A 26,673-nucleotide genomic window follows, 5' to 3' on the forward strand; every position below is an offset into this window, starting at 1 on the left:
GAGACTTAATTTTAAGTCTCTTTTTTATTATGAAATATTTTTATAATTCTTTATTATTTCCTTTAATTTTTTACCACTGACATTGAGTTCACTTATTTCAATTTCAAAATCTTTATCAGCTTTGGTTGTCAATGATAAAAATTCTACAGAAGTTTTTCCTGTACTTACTTTATCAATATTAATATGATTAATTTGATTCCAACTAAAAAAGCGATTTTTAAGTGTAATCCCCTTATTATTAATCTTTAGCTGAACTTTATTATTTGTTATTCGGCTGATGTAATAAATAGAATTTAAAATTCCTATTACTAAAAGGATGATAGCTAATCTCACACTATTTTTCTCAAAATACAAATATCCTGCTAATACAAAAGTTGCCAAGACAAATATAGATTCAAAACCTAATAAACTTTTTGAGTATTTGAAATTATATTCTTTTAATTCGTTATTCACTAACAGAAAATTCTATTTCACCAACAATCTATCACAAACCGTTTTACTAAAATTCTCTTCCTGACCATTATAAAAAACTTTTATCGATTGGTCAAAATCTTCCTTTTGTAAAACCTTGATTTCAGTTCCAAGACTAAGATTTCTTTTGTTAAGAAAATTCAAGAATTCCTCGGAAGAAGTCGTTACTGAAGCCAGTTCAACCGTTTCATTTTCTTTACACTTACTCAGTTTCTTCAAATCGGGCTGAATCACATTTCCGTCTTTATCAGGAATCGGTTCACCGTGTGGATCCACTTTTGGATAATTCAGGATTTCGTCCATTTTATCAAAGAAAATATCAGAGTGGATGTGTTCCAATTGTTCCGCAATTTCGTGAACATTTTCCCAGCCAAATCCCATTTTTTCTACCAAAAACATCTCTGTTAATCGGTGCTTTCTTACGATAAGCGACGCTTCTTTCTTTCCGGATTCGGTTAATTTTATAGGTTTGTAAGACTCATATTTCACCCAATTCTTTTCCGCAAATTTCTTTATCATACTATTCACAGACGGCATTTTGATGTTAAGCTGTCGGCTCAAATCATTCACAGAAACTTCATCATTCTCATTCACAAGATGATAAAGCGCTTTAAGATAATTTTCCTCAGTTAAAGAATTCATATTCCAAAGATAAGTAAAAGTTAGATGGAAGTCAATTTTAAACTAACAATTATTCGGGCGTGTCCCTTTGCTGTTTACCTGCCGAGCTAATTCCAAGACTGGCAAACAGCAAGCGGGCCGGTCTACGGGCAGTCGCTTTCCCGAAAAACCTTGCAAGGTTTTTCGGGAAGAGCTCCAACAATGCCCTTTGCCCTCACGCAAAAAGCGTAACTTTACAAACTCTAAAAAGAAGTAGAAATAATGAAGAAATATTCTTTCAAAAACGATTATTCGGAAGGTTGTCATCCCCATATTTTAGAAGCATTAATCAAAACCAATCTCGTTCAGCAAAACGGTTATGGTTACGATGATTATTCCGAAGAAGCCAAAGCATTAATCAAACAAAAAATGAACAATCAAAATGTGGATATTCATTTTGTGAGTGGCGGAACTCAAGCCAATTTATTAGTCATTTCTTCGGTTCTTCGTCCACACGAAAGTGTAGTTTCTGCAGAAACGGGACATATTTTTACCAACGAAACTGGCGCAATAGAAGCAACCGGACACAAAGTTCACGGACTTGTTACGGAAGATGGAAAACTGAAGCCCGAACATATTCAATCGGTTTTGGATACGCATACCAATAAGCCTCATCAAGTCAAACAAAAACTGGTTTACATTTCCAATTCTACAGAAGTCGGAACGATTTATACAAAGAAAGAATTACAAGAATTATCTGCGTTTTGCAAAGCCAATGATTTGTATCTTTTTATGGATGGCGCAAGATTAGGGCAAGCTTTGACTTCCGAAATCAATGATTTGACATTAGAAGATATTGCTAACTTAACGGACATATTTTATCTCGGTGGAACCAAAAATGGAGCACTTTTAGGTGAAGCTATTATCATTACCAACGACAAACTGAAAGAAGAATTTGGTTTTCACATCAAGCAAAAAGGAGCAATGTTGGCGAAAGGCAGACTGTTAGGAATTCAATTTTTGGAATTGATGAAAAATGATTTGTATTTCGATTTGGCAAAACATTCCAACATTCAGGCAATGAAAATTAAATCTGCTTTTCAGAATAAAGGTTTCCAGTTTTTGTCTGATACATTTACCAATCAGATTTTCCCAATCCTCAACAATTCTCAAATCGAAAAGTTATCAGAAAACTTTGATTTCTATGTTTGGAAAAAGATGGATCAAGAAACTTCTGCAATCCGATTGATTACATCTTGGGCAACTTCTGATGAGGTTGTGGAAGAATTTGTGAAAAAAATTCAATCATTATAAACAAAAAACTCCCAAATCTGGGAGTTTTTTATTTCAATCTATCTTTATATTTTTCCAAAGCATTCCAAATATCATAAAAAGCTTTGTTCCCTTCTTTGTCGGAGAAATTGGTGTTGAAAATCATTATTCTGCCAAGATTGGTTTTAGGATCAAAAAACATAATCGACATTGTTCCTGGATCGCCGCCTGTATGACCAATATAACCAGTGTAACCAAAACCCATAAAAATGCCAACATTGTAAGATTCATTAAACGGATTTTTGGTATTTCTTTCTATGAAATTAGATTCTGAAAGTTGTGGTTTAAAATATTCTTTATAACTTTCTTTTGTAAGAATTGTTCCATTGCCATTGTAACCTTTTATGAGCTCTGATAGGTATTTACTTAAGTCATTAACATTGGTTATAAATCCGCCGTCAGGATATGTAATCAGTTCGTAATAGGGAAGAGGGTTTTTTGGATTTTCATAAAGCCTTGAATATTTCGTCATATTTATTTCTTCTGATTTCCAACCAGACTCTTTCATTTTCAAAGGCTCAAGAATATATTTTTTAGTGAATTGATTGAATGATTCTCCAGTTGCTTGTTCGATGATAAAGCCTGCCAACGCTGTTCCTACATTAGAATATTCGTAGATTGTTCCGGGTTTGTGAGAAGTAAAACTGTCTTTGTTCCATTTTCCATTTTCTGTGATAACGTTTTCCAAATATGATCTAAGAGAAATAATAGAATCGGATGGATTGAAAGATTGTTCATCTTCAAATGTCAGTTTAAGTCCTTTCAGATTTTGATTAGGCTTTAAATAATAATTCTTTGAGGAATAAAATTCGTTATCAGTAATGGATGAAGTATGAGTTGCCAATTGACGAATCGTGATTTTCTCCTGTGGGAAATTTGGATTAAGAACTTTAAATGGTAGATATCGATCAATTGGGTCATCAAGTTTTAATTGTCCTAATTCCTGAGCCTTTAAAAGTGCAATCCCGACAAACGTTTTGGAAACAGATCCGATATTCTGGATGGTTTCTGTAGTGTATTTTATTTGATTCTCGACATCGGAAAATCCAAATCCATTTTTATACAAAGTTCCATTTTCATTAACAATCGAAACTGCAAATCCATTGAATTTTTTCTGATTATAAATGGTATTGATTTCATTCATCAATGCCATTTTATTGTTTTTATTTTCTTTCGAAACAGAGCAGGAAATCAAAATAAAAAATGAAATGAAAAGCAAATATATTTTTGACATAAACTTTTTTCAAATTAGACAATTGGATGTGCATTTTTGTTACACCATTGTTTTGCTAAAATAAAAAAACTCCCAAATCGGGAGTTTCTATTTTATGCAGTTGCAGTTTCTTCTTTTGGAAGTTTAAATTTCTTAGAATAAATCATAATCACCAAACCGGCAATCATAAACGGAATACTCAAGATCTGACCTGTATTAAGTCCGGCAAACTGAATAATCTCGTCGCCTTGTGGCTCTTTCAAGAATTCTACAAAGAATCTAATCGCCCATAGCAAAATGAAAAACAATCCGAATAACCAACCTTGCTGATATTTCTTATCAGTTTTGCGGTACAAGAACCAGAGTAAAACGAAAAGACAAACGTAACCAAATGCTTCAAATAACTGGCTCGGATAACGTGGAATTGTCACACCGTATTCAGAACTTTGCTGAGGAAAAAGAATCGCAAATGGCGAAGAAGGATCAACAGGTTTTCCTAAAATCTCAGAATTAAAGAAATTTCCCATTCTCACAAATGCACCTCCCAAAGCAACCACAATCCCAATTCTGTCATAAACCCAAAGCGGATTTTTCTTGATGATTTTCAAACTGTAGTATAGTGTAGTTGCAATCACAGCAATCGCAGCACCGTGACTTGCCAAGCCGGAAAATCCTGTAAAATGTAATCCTCCTCTTGTACTGATTGGCAAGAAAACACTCAAGAAATCTTCTTTAAACAATTCTGGTTGATAGAAAATAACGTGACCTAATCTAGCTCCAAGAATAGTTCCTACCAAAGTCCAAGTAAAAAATGGCTCTACAAATTTTTCATCTACACCATCTATTCTATAGATTTTGGTCATAATAACATAACCGAATCCAAAAGCGAAAATGAACATCAAACTATAGAAATGCAGCATCACAGGTCCTAATTTAATCCCTTTTATTGGATCCCAAATTTTGAAACCAGTTTCCAATTCTACTTGATCAGTTGGTTTTATAAGGGTTTTAGATTTCAAAAGATATTTGAAATTCTCAATATTTTTCTGCTCCAGCGTAGCATCTACAGGCTTGAAATCCTTATCCAGAAACTGAAAATTGAATGCTTTATATTTTAACAGAATATTCTGGATGCTTCCAAGATGTTCTGCAGATTCCGCTTTGATGTTATCTTCATTCAGAATAACTAATTCGTTAGGAATGTTATTGGATGCTTCATCATAAAACTTGGTATTGTTTTGCGTTGCGAAGATTTTCACAGCAACTGTTTCCTTGTTATTGATTTTCAAAGTTCCGTCAGAAAGTCCTGTTGCAGCACTCTGCGCAGAAATCATTTGGAAAATTCCGGCAAAAAGGATGAGATAAAATCTTAGAAAAATATGGTTCATTGATAATTGATTTTAATGTTGTTTCGGCGGAACAGGATCGTAGCCTTCGCCTCCCCAAGGATGGCAACTTCCGATTCTTTTCATCGCCAGCCAGCTCCCTTTGATCAGTCCGTGCACCTTCAAAGCTTCCAAAGTATAATGCGAACAAGTCGGGTCATACCGGCAGTTTTTCCCCAGCCAAGGTGAGATAGCGAGTTGATAAAACTTTATCAAAACCACCAACGGAAAAGTCAGAATCTTGTTCAACATAATTTTGAGCTATGCAAAAATAGTAGAAAAATCAAAACACTGTTAGAATTTAACTAATTATAATACTTTCGGCAGCTTAATCCGCCTTCCACTCCCAATCTTTTTATTTTTTAGCAAAAAAACAAAAAGGATTTCCGCTCAAGTCGGGCTGTGAGATTTCAGGATAAAATTAGATTTTAACATCCGATACACCATTTCCAGTTCTATGTTAACTAGATTTAAACAATAGTTTAATTTAATAACACCATTCGATATTTTGAATCTCTACATCTTGATTTTTCTCGTTAAATTAAAGACTTTTGCAAAATGGATAAAAGGATATTTCCACTGGCATTAGGTGGATTGGGATTAGGCACAACAGAATTTGTAATTATGGGACTTTTGCCAGACGTTGCAGAATCACTTAAAATCTCCATTCCGCAAGCTGGACATTTGATTTCTTCTTATGCATTTGGAGTAGTTGTAGGTGCACCGATTCTGATTGGTTATGCTGCAAAATATCCACCAAAGAAAATCCTTATTTTCTTGATGATTGCCTTTACTTTGTTCAATGCACTTTCTGCTTTTTCGAATGATTATTATTCGATGATGGCGATCAGATTTTTGGCTGGGCTTCCTCACGGGGCATTTTTCGGGGTTGGAACTGTGGTTGCAACAAGACTGGCAAAGCCAGGAAAACAGGCACAAAGTATCGCAATGATGTTCACTGGACTCACATTGGCGAATCTTGCAATGGTACCTTTCGTAACTTGGCTTGGACATCAGCTAAATTGGCGATATGCTTTTGGAGTAGTTTCAGTCATTGGTTTAATTACAATTGTCGGTCTCAAATTTTTGCTTCCATCAATGAACAGTTTACGAACCACAACATTGAAAAAAGAACTGGAGTTCTTCAAAACTGCAAAAGCTTGGCATATCATCGCTATTACAGCAGTTGGATTTGGCGGATTATTCGCTTGGTTCAGTTATATCACACCGTTGATGACTACAATTTCTAAATTCCCGACAGATTTTATCGCTTATATTATGATTCTAGCGGGAGCCGGAATGGTAGTTGGTAATTTCCTTGGCGGAATTTTGGCGGACAAGATGCGTCCTGCTTTGGCTGGAGCAATACTTTTAAGTGCCATGATTCTGGCTTTGATTGGTGTTTTCTTTTTCTCAGAAAATCAAACTATTTCTTTGATTCTGACATTCATTTGTGGTGCATTATCGATGTCTGTAGGAACGCCTGTTAATATTATGATGCTGCGTTCTGCGAAAAATTCTGAAATGATGGCTGCTGCTTTTATGCAGGCTGCTTTTAATATTGGTAATTCTGTAGGTGCACTTTTTGGCGGATTTCCTTTAGAATTTGGATTATCATATAATTATCCATCGTTGGTTGGTGCAGGTTTGGCCGCGCTAGGATTCTTGCTTTGTCTTGCTTTTATCAAGAAATATAAGCCGGTTATTTAGACTTATCAATTGTCCGGAAAGTCAGACTAATTCTTTGTTTGATGATTCTTGTAGTTGTTGGTAATCTGTGGAGCCAGAATTTCTGAGTCGTATCTTTCATCATCAAAAGACTGCCGTGTTCAAGAACAAGAGAAACCAATTCTTTCGTAGTTTTATGTTTGAAATTGAATTTCCTTTCAGCACCAAAACTCACAGAGCTTATTGCGCCATTATCCTTTAAATCCTTTTCGCCGTCACTGTGATAAGCCATTCCTTCGGAACCGTCGTGATAGAGATTAAGTAAACAGGAATTAAAAGTTTCGCCACTTACGTTTTCAATTTTTTTTTTGATTTCAAGAAGGATTTTGTTCCAAGGCAAAGCTGTTTTCGTCCTTCCTGAATAGGTATAACTGAATTCCTCATTGCCATACCAGGCCACTTTTCTTTTGGTTTCAATCAGTTTTCCGAAGATGACTGCTTCATCACTTTTCCACTCAACTTCGGTCATTAATCTATTGAAATAATGGTTCGCTTCTTCCTCAGAAAATATTTTTCCATAGTAAGAAGTTGTTCCATCGTAAGGCAGAATGTTTTCTATGATTTCGAATTGGTCGTCAAAAAGGCTCATTATTTAGTTTCGTCAAAATTATCGTAATAAGTAAAATCTTTGGTAATTTTTCCATTCTCAATGGTGAAAATAGTACAAATCGGCAATTCAAATTTGGAATTATCCGGCGCAGTCCCTGTCGAAACAAATTCAACAATAACATTGTTATTGCCAGATACATAAATTGTTTTGATTTCGTCTTTCAGGTCAGGAAACATTTGGTTTAACTCCGAATATTTCTTGACAAATTCCTGCCGACTTTGCTTTACAATTCCTTTTCCGAAACTTGGATCTTTGAATTCTGCGTTTTCCACATAAAGCTCGGAAAGCGCTTTCCATTGATGTTGGTTGAACAGTTGAAAATATTTCTTTACGAATTGTTCATTAGTCGAATTGTCCTTCGAATCAAAATTGTTACAGGCAATTGTCATTACAGAAATAAATACTGCAGTTATCAGAATTTGAATGATTTTCATATTATATTTTTTAGATGCTCTTAATTCGTTCCTCTTCCAAATCAATCTGATACAATTGCTGGCGGATGATTTCTTCATCAATTTTCGGATCTTGATTCAATTCTGTCAGGTATTCTCTTTGATTTTCAAGAAGTTCGTAAAATATTTCCTTCGATTCATCGCTCATCCAGTTGTCGTCATTCGCATTGATTTTTTCTTCCCAATGTTTCATAATCCTATCAAATCCTGCATTTCCGTTCAGACCATTGTCATACTTATATTTCAATTTGTCATAAATATGGTGTCGCAATCCGTGTTTGATTTTTCGCCTGGTTTCCAATTCGTCTTCCTCATTGTAAATTCCACCAAACAAACCTGTTCTTTGAATTAACACAGGCAAGGTAAGACCCTGAATCACCAAGGTCAATAAAATTACAATAAATGTGATGAATAAAATCAAATTTCTGTGTGGAAATGCTTCGCCATTTAAACTCACCGGAATAGCCAAAGCAGCAGCCAGTGAAACCACACCACGCATTCCCGTCCAACCGAGAAGTAATGGCATCAGATAACGTCTACGTCTGGATGAAGCATTAGGAATGACACTGGGACGGAAAATAATCGTCGCCACCAAAGCCGCATAAGCACTGATAATTCTGGCCAAAATCAAAACAGCTGTTACCAAAATGCTGTAACCAACTGCCGTTCTTACCTGAACCCCTTCCGAACGGATACCGTCTACAATCTCCGGAAGTTCCAATCCTATCAGCAAAAACACAACACCGTTGAGAATGAAAACAAAACTTTCCCAAACGCTGTAACCTTTGATTCGGCTGGCACTGTTAAGAAAAATCAAACGTTTGGAGGACATATACAATCCGCCGGCAACTACTGCCAAAACGCCGGAACTGTGTAATAATTCTGCAGCGATATACATAAAATAAGGCTCAATCAATGTCAATGCGACATCAGAAGCAGGTTCTGTATCCAGTAATTTGTGAATCTGAACGAATAACCAGCCCAAAACCAATCCGATTCCAGCACCGCCGATGACCATCCATACAAAGCTGGTAGCTGCTTCCTGCCAAATAAATTGTCCAGTCCCGACAGCAATCAGTGCAAATCGGAAAATAATTAATGATGAAGCATCGTTCAGGAGGCTTTCGCCCTCAAGAATTGCTGATGTTGATTTTGGAATTTTGACGAATTTGGTAATAGCACCCGTACTCACAGCATCAGGAGGCGAAACAATTCCGCCCAAAAGAAATCCCAATCCGATGGTGAAACCGGGAATAAAATGATTGGCGAAAATAGCCACTGACAATGCCGTGAAAAAAACCACCAAAAATGCAAAACTGCCGATGATTCGCCACCATTTTTTCATTTCTTTGAAAGAAATGCTCCAAGCCGCTTCGAACAATAATGGTGGTAAAAAAATGAAAAAGATGAGGTCCGGGTCTACTCTCACCATTGGCAAACCAGGAACAAAACTGATGAGTAAGCCGGCAACCACCAGCAAAATAGGATAGGCGATTTTCAGTTTATTGGCCAAAATGGTAAGCAAAACTATGGCCGCAACCATAGCAAGCAAAAAAGGTAAAAGTGTATGCATCAATTATTGTTGTGTTTTTAAATTCAAAATAATTCTTAAAAATATAAAAATGCCCGAATTTTTCCTATAAGTTATTTCTGATTTTAGAAACCTTTGTTTGATTATTCTTATTTTTGCAGTCGATTTATCATTTATCAATCATCATTTATTTTATATAATGAAGCCGAGTTTAGCAAAAGGAACCAGAGATTTTACTGCGAAAGAAGTTTCCAGAAGAAAATATATTATCAATACATTACAGAATAATTTTGAATTATTTGGATTCCAGCCGTTGGAAACACCAAGTTTCGAAAATCTTTCTACTTTGACAGGAAAATATGGAGAAGAAGGAGATCGTTTGATTTTTAAAATCTTAAATTCCGGTGATTATGCTTCAAAAACCAATGATGATGACTGGACGAATAAAAATTCTCAGAAACTAATTTCTCAGATTTCTGAAAAAGCACTTCGTTATGATTTAACAGTTCCATTCGCAAGATTTATAGCAATGAATCACGGGCAATTGGCTTTTCCTTTTAAGCGTTATCAGATTCAGCCGGTTTGGAGAGCAGACAGACCTCAGAAAGGTAGATTCAGAGAGTTTTACCAATGTGATGCGGATGTTGTAGGAAGCACCAGTCTTTGGCAGGAAGTTGAATTGTTGCAATTGTATTTTAAATCATTCAAAGATTTGAAGTTATCGGTTTCGATTCATATCAATAACAGAAAAATCCTTTCCGGATTAGCAGATTATGCAGGAATTGCAGACAAGTTGATTGATTTTACAGTTGCTTTGGACAAGCTTGATAAAATTGGAAAAGATGGCGTTGTAAAAGAAATGCTGGAAAAGGGAATTTCTGAAGAAGCAATTTCTAAACTGGATTTCCTCTTCAGCCAAACCAATGATGCTTTGGAAAACCTTCTTAATCTGAAAGAAAAATTTGTCGGAAACGAAATTGGATTGAAAGGCGTTGAGGAATTAGAATTTGTTATTACTAATGCTTTGAATCTCGGCATCGATTCTCAAAATTTAGTTTTTGATATCACTTTAGCCAGAGGTTTAGATTATTATACCGGTGCTATTTTCGAAGTTAAAGCTGATGAAGTTTTAATGGGTTCTATCGGCGGTGGTGGACGTTATGATAATCTGACGGAAGTTTTTGGCGTTAAGGATATTCCTGGAATTGGAATTTCTTTTGGCTTGGACAGAATTTATCTGGTAATGGAAGAACTTGGAATTTTCCCTGAAGATTCTGTAAATAATGTAAAGTACCTTTTTGCCAATTACGGAGATGCTGAATCTATTGAAGCTTTAAAACTGATTGCTGAACTGAGAGAAAGAAATATTTCTGCAGAGTTGTATCCAGAAGCTTCTAAATTGAAAAAGCAGTTCACTTATGCTGAGAAAAAAGGAATAGAAAATCTGGTTTTTCTTGGTGAGCAGGAAATTAAAGATGGAAATGTTACAGTTAAAAATCTTAATTCCGGCGAACAGCAAACTTTAAAAATAGGTGAGTTTCTGAATTAATTTTCAGAAACTAAACCTTTGATATTCTCAACAGAAGGCTGACTAACTCCTGCTATTTCTTTTTTTCTGTTTCGTATAAAATCCGTAGGTCTAATGCCGTTGATCTCAAAGAAAAGGTCTGAAAAGTTTTGTCTCGAGGCAATTCCACATTCTTTTGCCAAAGTATCAATGGTATAATTGAGGTAGATATTCTTTTCAAAAAGTAATTGAGTGATATGTCTGATTCTCAAGTCGCCCAGGTACTTGTTGAAATTCATTCCTTTGTTATCATTAATGACGTGAGAAAGATAATTGGAATTGGTGTCCAACTGAGTGGCTAACTTCTGGATAGTCAGTCCTTTCTGAGTGAATTGTTTTTTCTCCTCAAATACCTTTAGTTTGTGTAACAGTTCTTCTTTTATCGTCTCTGCGATATGAGATCTCTTATCATCATTATTCTCTGTATTATTAACAACCGCAACAGAACTTTCAGGACGTGTATAATTATGAGTTTGCAATTTGTCCTGCAAAACAAAATATTTTTGAAGGATATCTTTTTCTTTTTTAAACTTTTTGAACAGAGTAATGATGAGAAAAGTGGCCAATCCCGCTAACAAAATGATAAATACTCCACCCCAAATATTAACTTTTTCCAATTTACCTTTTTCTTCAAGAAGTGCATTCGTATCGTATTCTCGATGAACTTTAGGGGACAAATAAGCAAAATCTCTTGAGATAATACTGTCAGCTTTTAATAATTGTGTTGTGTAATACAATTGTTGCTGAGCATCATTCTTGCCTTTATAATAATTGATGAGAAGTTCATAATTTTCTCTTAATTCAGGTAATAAAAATTCTTGTTTTGTAAAGATAGAATCAATTTTCTTAAAATTAGAAATAGCTAAATCTTCTTTTTTAAGAGCCAAATAACTTTTTCCAATGTAGAAATAATCAACAGATTTCCAAGCAAAATCTTCTTTCATCAAATCCAAAGACTGAGTAAGATAGTCGATTGAAGACTCGTATTTACTATTGGAAAATTCAGATAGTCCTTTGCTTTTCAAGAAATAGCCTCTCTCTTGGGAAAAATCTGGCTCGTTGAAAGTTTTTAGTAATCCAATATTGATTAAAGAATCCACTTTAGCAAAATCTTTCTTATTTCTGTAACAGATAATCATTTGATGTAGACTGTTCAGATAACCTTTTTGATTATTAAAGATTTGAAATTTATGAGCTTTTGTGTTATTAGCCTCAGTCTCAAAAAAGTTGACGCATTCTCGGAATAGATCTAAAGCTTCATCATTATAACCTAAATAGTTTTTTACAACTCCTAAATGGTAAGAAACCTTGTTTTTAAGATATAAATCTCCTGTATTTTTAGAATATTTATAAGCCATCAGATACTCATCTAATGCAGGCTTATATTTTTTCATTTTTGCATAATATATACTGCCCTTTAGGACATAAGCTGTAGAAATTCTGTCCTCACTTGTAGATTTATAAGCTGCATCCAAACAGCTATCGGCATACTTTATTTTTTTATCTACAGATTTGGAGTAGAAAACCGCATCTCTGTATGCTTGGAATAGTTCGGGATATTTTTTTTCTCTTTTTGCTTTCTGAATATAAGGATTGATGTAAGAAAAAGCTCGAATATCATTTTCCGAATAACTTTCATATCCCTTTCGAAGGTCTTCATAGCTTTTTGGATTAATGTCTTTGGAAAAAACAAAACCGAAAAACAGGACGAATATGATAAAGAAAAAATTTTTCATTTCAAATTTTAAAAACTTCATCATTTGTGTCCACAAAAATACGGAATTATCAAATATTATTGAAAATTATTTATTAAGAAAAGGTTATGGATTGGAATAACATAATTTATCATTTATATAATTGAAAATCAGTTGTTTGGTTTGGTCGTTATTTGTGAATTAGGACGTCATGATTTCCCAATCGTGACCATGATTTCTTTCACGTATCAAAATTAGGATATAATTTCGTCACAGAAAATGAGAAGAAAACCTTTGTTTTGCATCTCAATAAAATTTATAAAAATTATTACTCAATATGAAAAAATTCATTTCAATCTTAGCAATTGCTTTTGTGTCTTTAAACTTTGTATCTTGTAGACAAGACGATTCAACTTCTGATATGGAAGTTAATTCTCCTCAGGACAATGTAAGCTTTAAAAAAGGCGGTGATAGTACAGAGACAGACACAGTAACAGTAACAGCAAATAAAAGACCTGTTGATCCAGATCCACCTGTGAAAGATGGAACTAGCTGGTAATCTATAGTAGATTTAAAAACATTCATTCAAGCACTATAAACTGCCTCAATTTATTCAATTAGATTGAGGCAGATTTGAAAATAGACATTTGAAATGAATATCGGTATGTTATAAAACTGAAATTTGATTTCTTACTTACTTTTTAAAGCGATGAAAAACATCCACACAATTATTTTAGTTTTATTAATGGGTAACATCAATGCCCAAATCGGAATCAATACTTCTAATCCGTTAGCAACTTTGGAAGTACATAAATCCAGATCTTCTAAAATTCCGGAAGGGATTATTCCACCAAGAATCACGGCAGATTCTCTTCAAATGAAAGATCATCTTTATGGTCCGGCACAAAATGGAGCGATGATTTATATTACAAAACCTGTTTCAAAAACATCAAGTAGAACGCAACAAGTTACAAGTTCCGGCTATTATGTTTACGATGCAGGATATTCTAATCAAGATAAATCCAGAGGGACTTGGAAGAAAATGTTCAGCGACCCAAATGCGTTTGCAGCAAAGAGTATTTCTCCAGTTTCTTTTGCTTCAATGGGCTTAAGTTCTTCTAAACTAAATTTTCAAGCTATCAGATTTGATTCTGCAATTGAAAACGAAATTGGATCAGAATATATCGCAGATAATCAATATGTAGTTCCGGAAACCGGATTGTATGTTATTAATTATTATATCACATTTGATAATAGTAATGATAAGACCGTTACCCAAAGACCAAGTGTCGCGATTGTAAAATCAAATTCCAATGCTACGAATCGTATTGTTTTAAGCTCAAAAATGGTTGATGGTATTTTGGCTGAAAATTCAAAAAGTGATAGAATTTCACTTTCTCCACAAGCAGGAATCAATCATATTTATAATCTTAAACAAGGAGAGAAACTGAACTTTGGTTTGATGACAGAAAATGAATCTTTATCATCCTTCGGACAGATTTCTACAGAAATATCAATTTATAAAATAAGATAAAAACTATGTCTAAATTTAATAATCTAATCTTCGTAAAATTTGTCAACTTCAGTTTGGTAGTTTTAAGAATTTGTTTTGGCGACGGAATTTTCCGTAACAGACCAGAATAAAAAAAAGTTTAGTTACTTTTGCAGCAAATTCAATTTTTATGAAGCCTGGACAAACTCAAACTCTTACAATTTCTGAACAAATTTCATCCGGATTTATCCTTCGAGATGAAAATGGTGAAAAAGCTTTCATCCAAAAAGTTTTCGCAGATGATTCTTGGGAAATTGGAGGAGAAGTAAAAGTTTTTGTGTATCAGGAAGAAGGTAACCTAAAAGCAACCACAGAAAAAGCAAATGCTGAGATAGGGGAATTTGCAGTAATGACGAGCGTACAAAGTTTGCCAAGTGGTGCTTTTATGGATTGGGGAATTATCAAAGATCTTTTTATTCCATATAAGCAACAAAAATCCAAAATCATAGAAGGAAAGCGTTATCTGGTATATGTCTATATCGATGAAACTACTGGACTGATTACGGGAACAACCAAATTCAAACGCAATCCTCAATACGAAAATTTACCTTTTAAAAATGGCGATAAAGTAGATTTGATTGTAATGAACGAGTCTGAGCTAGGTTGGAATGTCGTTATCAACAAGCAATATATAGGATTAATATACGCTTCTGATGTTTTCAAAAAACTGTATCCGTTGTCAGAAGAATCTGGTTATATCAAAACCATTCGTGAAGATGGTAAAATAGATGTGACTTTGCAGCCTCAAGGTTTTGAAAATGTAGATGAGTTCAAACAAAAAATCATTGATAAACTGAATGATAACTACGGATTACTTTATTTATCCGACAAATCTTCTCCTGAAGAAATCAAAGATGCGTTGCATATGAGTAAGAAAAACTTCAAAAAAGCAATTGGAAGTCTTTATAAAGATAAAGTCATCGAAATTTTGGACGATAAAATCAGATTGCTTTAAATCTGTAAATTATCAGCTTTCCGAAAATTAATCCTAATAATTTTTCATTGGAATCGTTTTTGTTAATAAAGACAAAATAAAAACTGATGAAAAAAATTCTCATAAGTGGTGCAACAGGACTTGTTGGCAAAAAACTCGCCCGAAAGCTATATGAACGTGGCTACAAAGTTGAGATTCTTGTTCGTTCCAAATCAAAAAAAACAGACTTCAAATCCTATATCTGGGACTATGAAAATGGATTTTTAGAAGAAGGCGCCTTAGACAATACTTATATTTTTATTCATTTAGCTGGAGCTTCGATTAGTAAGCGCTGGACGAAAGATTACAAAAAAGAAATCTATAAAAGCAGAATAGATTTGGCGCAGTTCATTTATGAAAAGATGCTGGAGAAAGATATTCATCCAGAGGCAGTTATCTCATCTTCGGCAGTAGGTTTTTATGGACAAATCACATCGGAACATATTTTTTCTGAAGAGGATTCTCCAGCAGAAGATTTTTTAGGAAGCATTTGTACAGATTGGGAACTCAAAGCTTTGCAGTTTGAAAGCCTTGGCAGTAGAGTAGTCAGAATCAGAACTTCAACCGTTTTATCAGAAAAAGGAGGTGCTTTGGAAACACTCAAAAAACCAATTGAACTAAATGTTGGTGCTCCTCTAGGAAGCGGTAAACAATATTTTCCTTGGATTCATATCGATGATTTGGTTAATATCTATTTCAAAGCAGTCGAAGATGTTTCTATGAATGGTGCTTATAATGCTTCGGCTCCTGATTTCGTAACCAACGAAATTCTGACCAAAAAAATCGCCTATCATCTCAATAAAAAAATATTTCTTCCCAATATCCCCAAGTTTATTATTAAAACTGTTTTAGGAGAAATGTCGGTTTTGGCTTTGGAAGGCAGCCGGATTTCTTCAAAAAAGATTGAAAATGCTGGTTTCAAATTCCAGTACAATAATCTCGATAAGGCTTTGAGTGATGTGATTAATTAATTTCATTTTGATATTTAAATTAGTAATTTTGAAATGAAACTAATTGAATAGATGAAATATAAATTAACTTTAAGAAGCTTAGTCTCACTAAGTTTTTTACTCTTTTTTCTTCCGTTTTTGAGGACTTGTTCGGATAGATCGATTGAAAATTTACATTCAGAAGAAGTAACCGCAGTTTTAGTTGTAGATTCTGCAAATAAGGTTATCGAAGGAAATGATACAATTAGAACCTTCAAGGCTCCATCAAAGCAAGAAGAACAAGATTTTTACTACAAGAAAAAGAAAATAGAATAGCAAGGATTCATAAAGCTAAAAAAGAATTTACATTTAATTTCTATACACTTTTGGAGAAAACTTTATTTAAGGATAAATTCGATGAAAATTCCTTTCTTGAAGGGTCATTTTATTCATTGTCAGGATATTTTCTGGTATTGATGTCAACGATAATAATGATGATTTTATCATTCTTAAATAAAATAAAAGCAGTTCAAATTTTATCTCTAATTAATTTGATTTTGCTAATTAGTTCAACAATTTTACTCTATTTTTGTGAAGTTTTGGAAGCAATAGATCAGATTAAAATTGGTTATTATTTAATCATTATTAATTTTATTTTAATTATTATTTTTTGCAGAAAAGTTCTGAAAGAAAAGCCAATAGCTTAAAAAAATCATCAATGAGATTGACTGAAGAAAATAAAGAAAAACTATCTGTTTTAGAAAAAATTGCAAACGGAATTATTTGGTGGGTAGGTTCTATTCAGTCATTGGTTTTTCATACCATTTTTTTCATCGTCAGTTTTGCGTTACCTGTTTTCAATATTGTAGAATTTGAACATATGTTGTTGGTTCTCACAACGGTAGTTTCTTTGGAGGCGATTTATCTGGCGATTTTCATCCAGATGTCTGTCAATAAAAGTACAGAGCATATCGAGGATTTGAAGGAAGATGTTAATGAAATTCAGGAAGATATCGACGAGATTCAGGAAGATATTGAGGAAATTCAGGAAGATGTAGAGGAAATCCAAGAGGATATTGATGAAATCCAAGAAGATGTGGAGGAAATCAATGAAGATGATGACGACGAAGACCACAGCGAACGTGCCAGAACAGTAATGTTGAAAAGCAAAGTCACCAATAATAAAAATGACATCAAAAACCTGAAAGATAAAATCAAAGAACTCGAAAGTTTAATTGAAAAAATTAAAAAAGAAGAGGATTAATTAATATTTGCAATTGTCAGTCTGAAGCTCTCGAAGACCATAAAAACTAAATCTCCAATTTCAGAATCTTCTCCATCTGTTTTTGATTCACAGCTTCCGGAATCATTCTGAAAATAAAATTTCTGATTCCTGTAAAATTCTCCCACTGTGCTACTTTTCCAAGCGTCCAACTTGTGTTCACAATATGATGAACCTTTTCTTTTCTGATTTTTTCAAACTGAGAAAAAACCTTATTCCAATCTTTTTCAGTTTCCAATAATTTCCCAATCACATAAGCATCTTCCACCGCTTGGCAACCGCCTTGTCCCATATTTGGCGTTGTGGCGTGTGCTGCGTCACCAATCAAACAAAGGTTTTCAGCAGTCCATTTTTCCATTGGTTTTAGGTCGATGATGTCATTCAGAATGATATTTTCCTTTGGAGTTTTAGAAATCATTTGCATAACATCAGGATGGAATTCCTTGAAGGTTTCCACTAAATCAATATCTTTAGAATAGAATTTCTCATTCACCAACGCGTACCAATACAAAGTATTTTCCTTGATTTTCACAAAACCGAAACGTTTTCCTTTTCCCCACATTTCATAGGCGTTGTGGCTGTATTTTTCTGGGATTTCGGTAGTCAGGATTCCGCGCCAGCATTTTTGTTTGGCTTCTCGAATCTCGCCAGATCTAAGAATTTGATTTCGAACCAAAGATTTTACGCCGTCAGCTCCGAAGATGATTTCACTTTCGATTTCAGTTTTGTCTTCAAACGTCAAATGGTAATTTTCTTTCTTCTCAATTTTCAGAAGGCGCTTATTAAGAATAATATTTTCTAAAATATTTTCACTCAAGACTTTTTGAAGTTCCGCTCTGTGAATGGCGATGTTGCAAACCTTATATTTAGTTTCAAGCTTTAAAACGTCGGTTTTTGAAACGGTTTTAAGATTTTCATCAGTAATAATTAAAGCGTGCATTTTGGTTCCTGCATTCTCGATTTTCTCTTTCAAACCAAGTTTGTCGAAGATTTGCATTGCATTTCCTGCCATTGCAATTCCAGCTCCCAAAGGTTTTATTTCTGGTGCACTTTCATAGATTTTGAAATCGATGTTTTGTTGCTTCAGAAAATTACCTAAAGTCAAACCACCAATTCCGCCACCGATGATTGAGATGTTCATTAATTTGATAAAATTGAATTTATATCGAGATTTTTATTTTTAAAGTTTATGGAAATTTTAAAATTCCCTTCAATTGGACTGTGAAATTTTCCTTCAATTTTTAGAAAATCACTATCCTTTAATTTAGTAGCATAAATGAATTTTTGAAAAACACTAGGGAAGCTTTCTGAACCTTTTGATATATGTAAAATAGGCTTATTAAAGGTTAATATGAAAATTTAATCATCTAAAAAAAGTATGTCTGATTTTCTATAAACAAGCTTTGAACTAATCTTAGAATAAGTTTCAATATTCGTTTCAGCCTTTTCTATCAAAATATATTTTCTGTTTTTAATATAATCAAAAAATATTTTTCGCTTCTGCTTAAAATAAAAATAAATAATAAGATTAGCCAAAAGACAGAATATAAGTATTCCCCCAATTCCAAAGTATAATTCTGTTTTCATAGTATTCAAAAATACAAAAAAAGCAAGACCAAAAAGTCTTGCTTCAATTTCATTCCAAGAATGAAAATTTTATTTACCAAGGTAAGATTTCAAAATCTTACTTCTAGTATTGTGTTTCAATCTTTTGATTGCTTTTTCTTTGATTTGACGGACTCTTTCTCTCGTAAGGTCAAAAGTTTCTCCAATTTCTTCAAGAGTCATTGGGTGTTTTCCGTTCAATCCGAAATACAATCTTACAAGGTCAGCTTCTCTCGGCGTCAAAGTCTGAAGCGCTCTTTCAATCTCGATTTGTAGAGATTCCAACATCAGATCTTTATCTGGACTAGGCGATTCTCCCGAACGCAAAACGTCATAAAGGTTAGAATCTTCACCTTCCACAAGCGGCGCATCCATCGATAGGTGACGACCACTGTTTTTCATAGATTCCTTGATGTCTTCCTCGCTCATATCCAGAACTTCCGCCAACTCTTCCGGAGAAGGTGGTCTTTCGTTCTCTTGCTCCAAGTGAGCATAAGCTTTGTTGATCTTGTTGATAGAACCGATCTTATTCAATGGCAATCTCACAATTCTCGACTGCTCAGCCAAAGCCTGCAAAATCGACTGACGAATCCACCAAACAGCGTAGGAAATGAATTTGAAACCTCTCGTTTCATCATACCTTTTCGCCGCTTTCATCAGACCAAGATTTCCTTCGTTAATCAAATCCGGAAGAGAAAGTCCTTGATTCTGATACTGTTTAGAAACCGAGACCACGAAACGTAAGTTAGCTTTGATTAGTTTTTCCAATGCAGCTCTGTCTCCGGCACGGATTCTCTGAGCCAAATCTACCTCTTCATCAGCGGTAATCAATTCAACTTTTCCAATCTCTTGCAGATACTTGTCTAGTGATGCGGTTTCCCTGTTGGTAACCTGTTTTGTAATTTTTAATTGTCTCATTATAAAAACCTCATTCTGTTAGGTTGCATTATATTATACGATGAGAACATCAAAAAGGTTACAAATATTTTAATTTCATCAGATTAATGTTCATTTTTAACGTAATTTAAAATTAATTAGTAAAATTTGGGCAGCTATTTCCGCCTTCCACTCCCGCTATTTTTTGCCTTTGCTTTTCCAGTCACAAAAAAATGAGATCCGTTCAAGTCGGGCTGCAGATTCGGTGTAAAAATAAAAGATAGTACAAAAAACGTTTAGAATAATCTGCCTAATTTGCCAAATCTGCGAGTTCCAATTATTAATTGAATAAAAATCCTCTTTTCTCTGTAAATCAATTATTCTTAACAAAAATTAGGTTTTCAAAATTCTCTGTATCAATTCTAATTGTTATTTTTGCCGAATGTTTAAAAATCTGATCAGAATTTTTGTTGGTCTATCGTTATTCTCCTGTGGCAAAGAACCTGTTCCAAAGCCCAAAGGAGACTTGCGTCTGGAATACCCCAATCCAAAATATCTGAGTTTTTCTTCGCCCTGCAATTATTCCTTTGATTACTCGGATTTCGCAAATATTAAAGATGCAAAACAGCCTTGCTGGTACAATCTGTCTTATCCGAAGATGAAGGCTAATGTTTTCATTACTTATTTTCCTATTAAGAATGATTTTCAGTTACACGTGAGAGAAGTAGAAAAAATGGTTTATGAACATACGATCAAAGCAAGTTCTATCGATACCAAGACCTTCGCTTATCCTGAAAAAAAAGTGTACGGGAATTTCTATGAATTGAAAGGACAAACAGCTTCAAACATTCAGTTTTTTGTGACGGATAGTACGAGACATTTTGTAACAGGGAATTTATATTTCAATTCCCGCCCAAAACCAGATTCATTAGCGCCAGCTGTAGACTATATCAAAAAAGATCTTCTGCATATCATAGATTCTTTTGAATGGAAAAATAAATAAGAAACAAGATAAAAGAATCAAGATTCTTAATTAAATTATAAATTAAAATATCCGATTTGATCTCGGAAAAAAAACAAATAAATATGAAATTACTAGCAGTAGGAACTGTAGCATTTGATGCCATCGAAACACCTTTTGGAAAAACAGATAAAATTCTTGGTGGAGCAGCCACTTATATTGGATTGGCAGCTTCTGCTTTGAATACAGACGTGAGCTTGGTTTCCGTAATTGGCGGAGATTTCCCACAAGAATATCTTGATATGATGACTTCTAAAAATATCAATGTTGATGGAGTAGAAATGGTAAAAGATGGTAAAACTTTTTTCTGGAGTGGGAAATATCATAACGACCTTAATTCCAGAGATACTTTGGTTACAGAACTTAATGTTTTAGCTGATTTTGATCCAAAAGTTCCTGAACATTCTGCAGATGCCGAAGTTCTATTGTTGGGAAATCTTGATCCCGTAGTTCAACTTTCGGTTTTAGAAAGAATGAAAACAAAACCACAACTAGTAATCCTTGATACAATGAATTTCTGGATGGATATCGCTTGGGATAATCTAATGAAAGTCATTGCTAAAACGGATGTTATTACAATTAATGACGAAGAAGCAAGACAACTTTCAGGAGAATATTCTTTGGTGAAAGCAGCTAAGAAAATCCACGAATTAGGACCAAAATATGTCATCATCAAAAAAGGAGAACACGGTGCTTTGCTTTTCCACGATGGGAAAGTTTTTGCAATTCCTGCTTTGCCTTTGGAAGAAGTTTTTGATCCAACAGGGGCTGGAGATACTTTTGCAGGAGGATTTGCGGCTTATCTTACGAAGAAAGGTGATTTCAGTTTTGAAACTATGAAAACCGCAATTCTTGTAGGAAGTGCAATGGCTTCATTCACTGTAGAAAAATTCGGGACAGAAAGAATAGAAACTGTTACAAAAGAAGAATTGTCTGAGAGAATCAATCAGTTCAAAGAATTGACCTCTTTCGAATCTGCAATTTAAAATTTAACCTTATCAGAATTTAGCACTCAAAAAGAGTGTCGTAAATTAACATATATAAAATGAAGAAGATTTTTTTTCCAGTTGTTTTAGCATTTGTCTCGCAAACTGCTTTTTCACAATATCTGATTGTTGGCAAAGACAGCATTTCTGTAAAAGATTATATCAAAGAAAATAAATACGGACTGGAAACCAACGGTCCGGATAAATCTGTAAATTCTACTGTAGAATTTTTGCTATTGCAACAATTAGCAAAGGAAAAAAAAGCGGATACGCTTAATTTTTTCGTGAATTCTGTTAATCAAAAATTATCTGAATTAAGAGAGCAAAAATTTTATCCAAAACCAATTATAGATCCATTGGTTCAGGACTTTGTTAATTCGAACAAGACTGAAACTCAGGTTTTACTCTTCATCAAAGAAAAAAAATCAGATGATAAAACCGACTACAAAGCACTTTACAATGATGTGAAAGCCGGTAAAATGACAATGGAAGATTTTTTGGCAAAAAATGCTAAACCAGAAGCAGCAAAACCATTTTATGTAAAACCAGGAATGCTGGATTATGAACTTTATCAGCAGATAAAAAATGCTTCAGCTAATTCTTATACCACATTTATTGACAAACCAAATGTTGTCGCTTTTGCAAAAGTAGTGAACACAAGGCCTAGCCTTGGTTATATGATTTTTGGCGTTTTGTCTCTTCCAAAGGATGCTAATTATGAAACGACTAAAGCTAAAATTTATAAAGAACTGGCTTCTGGAAAGAAATTCCAAGCGGTTGTAAAAGACTTTGGAGCTACTGAAGAAGAGAAAAATTCTGGAGGTGCCGTGATGGGATCACCAATTTTACCGGACGAAGTTTACAATGCACTGAAAGGTCAGAAAAAAGATTTTTACACACCAGAACCAATTTTATTTGGTGACAAATATTTTATCTTCAATATTTATAATATCGAGCCTTATCAATTGACAGATGATAACAGAAGATTTTTCCAAAAAGAAATGTTATCTACAAGTTATGGTGAAGAGGCGACTTCTAAATTGGTAAACTGGCTAAAAACTCAGGATAAATTTACAGAAACTAAAGATTTTGCAGAGATCAAAAAGTCTTATCAGGCTTACCTTAATCCTAAAAACCCTAAAGCTGTTCTTTTCACTTATGGGAAAAATGCAGTGACTTACGAAGATCTTAAAAAAGCAATAGATTCTCAGTATAAAAGTTTGGAATTGATTCCAACTGCTCAGTGGGCAGAGCTTGTAGATTACCAGGCGGAGCAATACATTATTGGTGTCTATGCTAAGAATTTTGAAAATCTTCCTGAGGTAAAACCAGAATTGACAGAACTTAAGAAAAATCTATTCTCTGAATATATCTTCTCAGAATATCTGAAAGACCAGGTGAAAAATAATCCTCAGCTTTTTACTGAATATTATAATGCCAACAAGTCCAAATTTGTTTGGGAAAAAAGAGCAGAATCCAGAGCGGCCGTTATTTCTGATCCAAAACTGGTAAAAGAAATTGAAAAAGAAGTAAAAGATCCTAAAAAGTGGACTGTGCTGAAGGAAAAATACAAGAATCAGGTGAACGATAAAAACCAGGTTTTGGTTCATTTTGAGGAAGGTAAGATTCAGGAAAGTGCGGATATTTTCAAAAAACATAATGTACCATTTAAAAAAGGAACATTCGCGACTAAGATATCAGACAGAGATGTGATTGTTGCCATTGATGAATTATTGCCGGAACAGCAGATGACGTTGGAAGAATCTAAGGAAGATATGACAGATGCTGTAACAGAAAAAGTATTGCAGACAACAATAGCCAATCAAAGAGCAAAAACTAAAGTTGAGATTGAGCCTGCTTTTATGGCAGAACTGAAGAAAAATTTTAAGAAATAATTATAACAAAAAATGAAGCAGAATTGATGGATAATCCTAATTTTGCAGCTTAATAATCAAAATATAATGTTAAAATACACAAAATGTCTTTTTTTATTGTCTGTTTTTGTTTTTCTTTTTAGTGGAAAATTATCAGCACAATTACAAAAAGGTCAGCTGATAGATGGGATCGCAGCCGTAATTGGTAATGAGATTGTTCTAGAATCTGACATAGAGGATCAAGCGAACTATGCGAAACAGCAGGGCGCCAATGTAGGTGATAAATGTGATTTTATGGAAAGTATCCTGAACAACAAATTGCTGATCTACGAAGCAAAAAAGGATACATTGATAGAAAACAGAAGTGCAGCTATCAAGGAAATGGCGGGGAACAAGTACAACCAAATTCTTGGTCAGTTTCCAGATGAAAAAACGATGTTGGCAGCTTACAAATTCAGAACATCTTACGAGATGAAAACTGCGATTGAAAAAATCGATGCTGATAACTATTACGGTCAAGCTAAATATGGAAGAATTACTGAAAAAGCGGATGTAACGCCGAATGAAGTGACGGATTTTTATAATCAATTCAAATATCAGCTTCCGAATGTAAAAGATGAAGTGACGCTTTCTAAAATCAGTATCTATCCAAAGATTTCTGCAGCGCATAAAAAAGAAATCATTGATAAGCTTAACAAAATAAAGCAGGATATCAAAGGTGGTGAAAGTTTTGAAAATCAAGCAAGAATCTATTCTGAAGACGAAGGTTCTGCTGCTGTTGGTGGAATCTATAAGAACATCAATATGGGACAAATGGTAAAACCGTTTGAAGCTGCAGCGCTTAACCTTCAGGAAGGTGATTTGTCAGATCCGGTGGAGTCAGAATTTGGTTATCACTTGATTCAATTGGTGAAAAGAAATGGTAAAAAGTACGACGCAAGACATATTCTTATAAAAAGTACACCGAATGCTCAGGAAATTACAGCTGCAAAAAAAGAGTTGGATAGTATCAGAACTTTGATTTTGGAGAAGAAAATTACTTTCAAAGATGCAGCTTACAAATATTCAGATGATAAGAGCAATAAGTTTAGTGCTGGTATTATGACCAACAATCAGGACGGTTCTGATAAACTAGAGAAACTGAATCTTGATCCAACCATTTCTTATCAGATTGCAGGACTTAAAAAAGGTGATGTTACGGATCCTTTCCAACAAGAGGATTCTCAGAAAAGAAAAATGATAAGCATTGTTCAAGTGAATGATATTATCGATGCGCATCAACTGGAATTATCCACAGATTATGAAAGAATCAAGGACATGGCGCTGAACAAAAAGAAAAATGAAATCGTAGAAAAATGGGTGACGAATAAAATCCCATCAATTTTTATCTCGATTGACAACAAATATAAAGATTGTAAGTTCCATACAAACTGGTTAAAAACATCAGTTGTTGAAGCTAAGTAATCTCAGCTTATTTGAAAATAAAAAAGGATGAACATCATTGTTCATCCTTTTTTTGTTTTATATTTAAACTTATTCTGGTTTTACAATTTCATAATCACCAAATTTTCCGTCCCATTTTTCATTATAAGTATTGAATTCTATCGAAGTGATTTCGCCATTACTGACATCAATGACATAACTTAAACCTTCTTTTAAACCTTTAATTTCGATATTTTCTCCATTGCTGAATAAAGCATTAATATCGTCAAAATCTCCACTGAAATCCGAATAAATAAGATTGACAATCAAATTATCTTTATTATGTTTTCTCTCAGCAACTTTTAGATGGGGAATATGAGATTTTAATGATGGATATTTTATTGTTAAGTTATCTATGAGAATCAGCTCTATTTCGTTTAGTTCTTCCATATTACAAATTTAAATGAATTAAGATTATAATTTTTAAGAATTCCACCATTCAGGATAAACCTTAGAATCATCATTCAGGTTCAATTTTTCGCCAATAATAGGTGTAGCTATTTTGAAATTTTTTCCCCTGCTGTTTTCAAAAACTTTCTGCAAAGGTTCGTTCCAGGAATGTTGTGCTAATGCAAATTTTGAAGAATGAACGGGCAAAACATTTCTCACATTCAGATCTTCTGCAACCTGTACCAATTCTTTCGGCAAAGTATGAATATATCGCCACTTTTCATTGTATTGACCATTCTCCAGAATTGCCCAGTCAAACGGACCAAATTTTTCTCCAATTTCTTTAAAATGAAAATCATAACCACTATCGCCGCCTAAGAAAATTTTCTTGTTTGGGGTTTCTAAAACATAAGATGACCAAAGCGTATTATTCCTTTTAAATCTTCGTCCGGAAAAATGTCTTGCAGGAGTAGAAGTTATCTTAAATCCACTTGCAATATTTTCATCCTCATACCAATCCAGTTCGATGATTTTTTCTTCATCATAACCCCATTTTTCTAAATGTGAACCTACGCCCAGACCACAGATGATTTCCTTAATTTTAGGTTTTAGGCTTTTCACGGTTTGGTAATCCAAATGATCATAATGATCGTGTGAAATAATCAAAAAATCAATCTCCGGAAAATCTTCTGCTGAATAGATATCTGTTCCATCAAAAGCTTTTGTAGTTCCCGGGATAGGCGAGGCATTTCCACTGAACACAGGATCAACTAAAAATCTCTTCCCATCCAACTGAAAATAGTAAGACGAATGTCCCATCCAAACTAAGAAATTCTCAGTTATCGGCTGATTTTTCAAATCGGTTTTATGAGTTGGTAAAAGATTTTTAGGCTTTTTATTTTCAGTTTTATCGGTTATGAATTCCCAAAGAACTTGTCTCATTGTAAAGCCTTCAGCAAGAGATGGAGTATAACTTAAGTTCTGAAAAACGCCATCTTTATAATTAGGCGATTGTTTCATCCTGATCAATCGTTTGCCGGAAAAACTGCCACCAAAAACTGGAAGGTTGTAAATATAAATCGCCAAAGCAGCTAATAAAATTAGAAAAGTAAGAATCATA

28 protein-coding genes are annotated in these 26,673 nt (G+C 34.0%); 14 read left to right on the forward strand and 14 right to left on the reverse strand.

Going from position 1 to position 26,673, the window contains the following annotated elements:
• Positions 1-27 precede the first annotated feature (27 nt).
• Positions 28-453 carry a hypothetical protein gene (locus BUR19_RS03235; RefSeq protein WP_074233481.1) on the reverse strand — a complete coding sequence of 142 codons (426 nt, stop codon included), beginning with the start codon at positions 451-453 and terminating at the stop codon, positions 28-30.
• Between the two features lie 12 nt (positions 454-465).
• Positions 466-1,113 carry a metal-dependent transcriptional regulator gene (locus BUR19_RS03240; RefSeq protein ID WP_074233482.1) on the reverse strand — a complete coding sequence of 216 codons (648 nt, stop codon included), beginning with the start codon at positions 1,111-1,113 and terminating at the stop codon, positions 466-468.
• Positions 1,114-1,353: 240 nt separating this feature from the next.
• Between BUR19_RS03240 and BUR19_RS03245 the strand changes: the two genes are divergently transcribed.
• Positions 1,354-2,385, forward strand: a complete 1,032-nt coding sequence (locus BUR19_RS03245; protein ID WP_074233483.1) for a threonine aldolase family protein — start codon at positions 1,354-1,356, stop codon at positions 2,383-2,385.
• Positions 2,386-2,413: 28 nt separating this feature from the next.
• Here the strand turns inward: BUR19_RS03245 and BUR19_RS03250 are convergent, their stop codons facing one another.
• The 3 genes from BUR19_RS03250 to yidD form a co-directional block, all read right to left on the reverse strand.
• Complete coding sequence (locus BUR19_RS03250; RefSeq protein WP_074233484.1) at positions 2,414-3,637, reverse strand: serine hydrolase domain-containing protein; 1,224 nt, start codon at positions 3,635-3,637, stop codon at positions 2,414-2,416.
• Between the two features lie 92 nt (positions 3,638-3,729).
• Entirely contained in the window at positions 3,730-4,593 is an 864-nt protein-coding gene (gene lgt / locus BUR19_RS19100; RefSeq protein ID WP_379955508.1) for a prolipoprotein diacylglyceryl transferase, read from the reverse strand.
• 423 nt (positions 4,594-5,016) lie between these two features.
• A complete protein-coding gene (gene yidD / locus BUR19_RS03260; RefSeq protein ID WP_074233486.1) occupies positions 5,017-5,253 on the reverse strand; it encodes a membrane protein insertion efficiency factor YidD in 237 nt (78 codons plus the stop codon).
• A gap of 306 nt (positions 5,254-5,559) precedes the next feature.
• On the opposite strand from yidD, the gene BUR19_RS03265 reads away from it, so the two are divergent.
• Entirely contained in the window at positions 5,560-6,711 is a 1,152-nt protein-coding gene (locus tag BUR19_RS03265; protein WP_074233487.1) for an MFS transporter, read from the forward strand.
• Here BUR19_RS03265 and BUR19_RS03270 read toward each other — a convergent pair.
• The 3 genes from BUR19_RS03270 to BUR19_RS03280 are packed head-to-tail and all read right to left on the reverse strand — an operon-like array spanning position 6,704 to position 9,364.
• Positions 6,704-7,318, reverse strand: a complete 615-nt coding sequence (locus BUR19_RS03270; RefSeq protein WP_074233488.1) for an alpha-ketoglutarate-dependent dioxygenase AlkB family protein — start codon at positions 7,316-7,318, stop codon at positions 6,704-6,706. The genes BUR19_RS03265 and BUR19_RS03270 overlap by 8 nt on opposite strands.
• The gene (locus tag BUR19_RS03275) at positions 7,318-7,773 is read right to left on the reverse strand and encodes a nuclear transport factor 2 family protein (RefSeq protein WP_083600629.1); all 456 of its coding nucleotides are present in this window, start codon (positions 7,771-7,773) and stop codon (positions 7,318-7,320) included. The genes BUR19_RS03270 and BUR19_RS03275 overlap by 1 nt, the downstream gene beginning before the upstream one ends.
• Positions 7,774-7,783: 10 nt before the next feature.
• A complete protein-coding gene (locus BUR19_RS03280) occupies positions 7,784-9,364 on the reverse strand; it encodes a Na+/H+ antiporter (protein WP_074233489.1) in 1,581 nt (526 codons plus the stop codon).
• A 157-nt stretch (positions 9,365-9,521) separates the two neighbouring features.
• On the opposite strand from BUR19_RS03280, the gene hisS reads away from it, so the two are divergent.
• Positions 9,522-10,871 carry a histidine--tRNA ligase gene (gene hisS / locus BUR19_RS03285; RefSeq protein WP_074233490.1) on the forward strand — a complete coding sequence of 450 codons (1,350 nt, stop codon included), beginning with the start codon at positions 9,522-9,524 and terminating at the stop codon, positions 10,869-10,871.
• Here hisS and BUR19_RS03290 read toward each other — a convergent pair.
• Positions 10,868-12,625, reverse strand: coding sequence for a helix-turn-helix domain-containing protein (locus BUR19_RS03290; protein ID WP_074233491.1), 1,758 nt, complete (start codon positions 12,623-12,625; stop codon positions 10,868-10,870). The genes hisS and BUR19_RS03290 overlap by 4 nt on opposite strands.
• Before the next feature lie 295 nt (positions 12,626-12,920).
• Between BUR19_RS03290 and BUR19_RS03295 the strand changes: the two genes are divergently transcribed.
• From BUR19_RS03295 to BUR19_RS03325, 7 genes are all read left to right on the forward strand, one after another.
• Positions 12,921-13,142, forward strand: a complete 222-nt coding sequence (locus BUR19_RS03295) for a hypothetical protein (RefSeq protein ID WP_074233492.1) — start codon at positions 12,921-12,923, stop codon at positions 13,140-13,142.
• A gap of 150 nt (positions 13,143-13,292) precedes the next feature.
• Positions 13,293-14,117 (forward strand): hypothetical protein, encoded by an 825-nt coding sequence (locus BUR19_RS03300; protein WP_139297250.1) that lies wholly within the window; start codon positions 13,293-13,295, stop codon positions 14,115-14,117.
• 148 nt (positions 14,118-14,265) lie between these two features.
• The gene (locus tag BUR19_RS03305; RefSeq protein ID WP_074233494.1) at positions 14,266-15,090 is read left to right on the forward strand and encodes a CvfB family protein; all 825 of its coding nucleotides are present in this window, start codon (positions 14,266-14,268) and stop codon (positions 15,088-15,090) included.
• Between the two features lie 86 nt (positions 15,091-15,176).
• Positions 15,177-16,079, forward strand: a complete 903-nt coding sequence (locus BUR19_RS03310; protein WP_074233495.1) for a TIGR01777 family oxidoreductase — start codon at positions 15,177-15,179, stop codon at positions 16,077-16,079.
• A gap of 51 nt (positions 16,080-16,130) precedes the next feature.
• Positions 16,131-16,373: a hypothetical protein gene (locus tag BUR19_RS03315; protein ID WP_074233496.1), complete on the forward strand. Its 243-nt coding sequence runs from the start codon at positions 16,131-16,133 to the stop codon at positions 16,371-16,373.
• Between the two features lie 50 nt (positions 16,374-16,423).
• Positions 16,424-16,744 (forward strand): hypothetical protein, encoded by a 321-nt coding sequence (locus tag BUR19_RS18880; RefSeq protein ID WP_074233497.1) that lies wholly within the window; start codon positions 16,424-16,426, stop codon positions 16,742-16,744.
• Between the two features lie 11 nt (positions 16,745-16,755).
• On the forward strand, positions 16,756-17,301 hold the full coding sequence (locus BUR19_RS03325) for a coiled-coil domain-containing protein (RefSeq protein WP_074233498.1): 546 nt from the start codon (positions 16,756-16,758) through the stop codon (positions 17,299-17,301).
• Positions 17,302-17,347: 46 nt separating this feature from the next.
• Here the strand turns inward: BUR19_RS03325 and BUR19_RS03330 are convergent, their stop codons facing one another.
• The 3 genes from BUR19_RS03330 to BUR19_RS03340 all read right to left on the reverse strand — a co-directional run bounded on the left by BUR19_RS03330 (position 17,348) and on the right by BUR19_RS03340 (position 19,842).
• A complete protein-coding gene (locus tag BUR19_RS03330) occupies positions 17,348-18,460 on the reverse strand; it encodes an FAD-dependent monooxygenase (RefSeq protein ID WP_074233499.1) in 1,113 nt (370 codons plus the stop codon).
• 218 nt (positions 18,461-18,678) lie between these two features.
• On the reverse strand, positions 18,679-18,906 hold the full coding sequence (locus BUR19_RS18885; RefSeq protein ID WP_074233500.1) for a hypothetical protein: 228 nt from the start codon (positions 18,904-18,906) through the stop codon (positions 18,679-18,681).
• A 69-nt stretch (positions 18,907-18,975) separates the two neighbouring features.
• The gene (locus BUR19_RS03340) at positions 18,976-19,842 is read right to left on the reverse strand and encodes a sigma-70 family RNA polymerase sigma factor (protein ID WP_027383822.1); all 867 of its coding nucleotides are present in this window, start codon (positions 19,840-19,842) and stop codon (positions 18,976-18,978) included.
• Positions 19,843-20,242: 400 nt separating this feature from the next.
• On the opposite strand from BUR19_RS03340, the gene gldD reads away from it, so the two are divergent.
• The 4 genes from gldD (at position 20,243) to BUR19_RS03360 (ending at position 25,145) form a co-directional block, all read left to right on the forward strand.
• Positions 20,243-20,803: a gliding motility lipoprotein GldD gene (gldD, locus tag BUR19_RS03345; RefSeq protein WP_074233501.1), complete on the forward strand. Its 561-nt coding sequence runs from the start codon at positions 20,243-20,245 to the stop codon at positions 20,801-20,803.
• A gap of 83 nt (positions 20,804-20,886) precedes the next feature.
• Complete coding sequence (locus tag BUR19_RS03350; RefSeq protein ID WP_074233502.1) at positions 20,887-21,807, forward strand: PfkB family carbohydrate kinase; 921 nt, start codon at positions 20,887-20,889, stop codon at positions 21,805-21,807.
• A 59-nt stretch (positions 21,808-21,866) separates the two neighbouring features.
• Entirely contained in the window at positions 21,867-23,702 is a 1,836-nt protein-coding gene (locus BUR19_RS03355; protein ID WP_074233503.1) for a hypothetical protein, read from the forward strand.
• A gap of 66 nt (positions 23,703-23,768) precedes the next feature.
• Complete coding sequence (locus tag BUR19_RS03360) at positions 23,769-25,145, forward strand: peptidylprolyl isomerase (protein ID WP_074233504.1); 1,377 nt, start codon at positions 23,769-23,771, stop codon at positions 25,143-25,145.
• Between the two features lie 69 nt (positions 25,146-25,214).
• On the opposite strand, the gene BUR19_RS03365 is transcribed toward BUR19_RS03360, so the two are convergent.
• Positions 25,215-25,553, reverse strand: coding sequence for a hypothetical protein (locus BUR19_RS03365; protein WP_074233505.1), 339 nt, complete (start codon positions 25,551-25,553; stop codon positions 25,215-25,217).
• A 33-nt stretch (positions 25,554-25,586) separates the two neighbouring features.
• Positions 25,587-26,672, reverse strand: coding sequence for an MBL fold metallo-hydrolase (locus BUR19_RS03370; protein WP_074233506.1), 1,086 nt, complete (start codon positions 26,670-26,672; stop codon positions 25,587-25,589).
• Position 26,673: the final 1 nt, after the last annotated feature.

Origin of the sequence: Epilithonimonas zeae (assembly GCF_900141765.1) — a bacterium.
GTDB classification, from domain to species: domain Bacteria; phylum Bacteroidota; class Bacteroidia; order Flavobacteriales; family Weeksellaceae; genus Epilithonimonas; species Epilithonimonas zeae.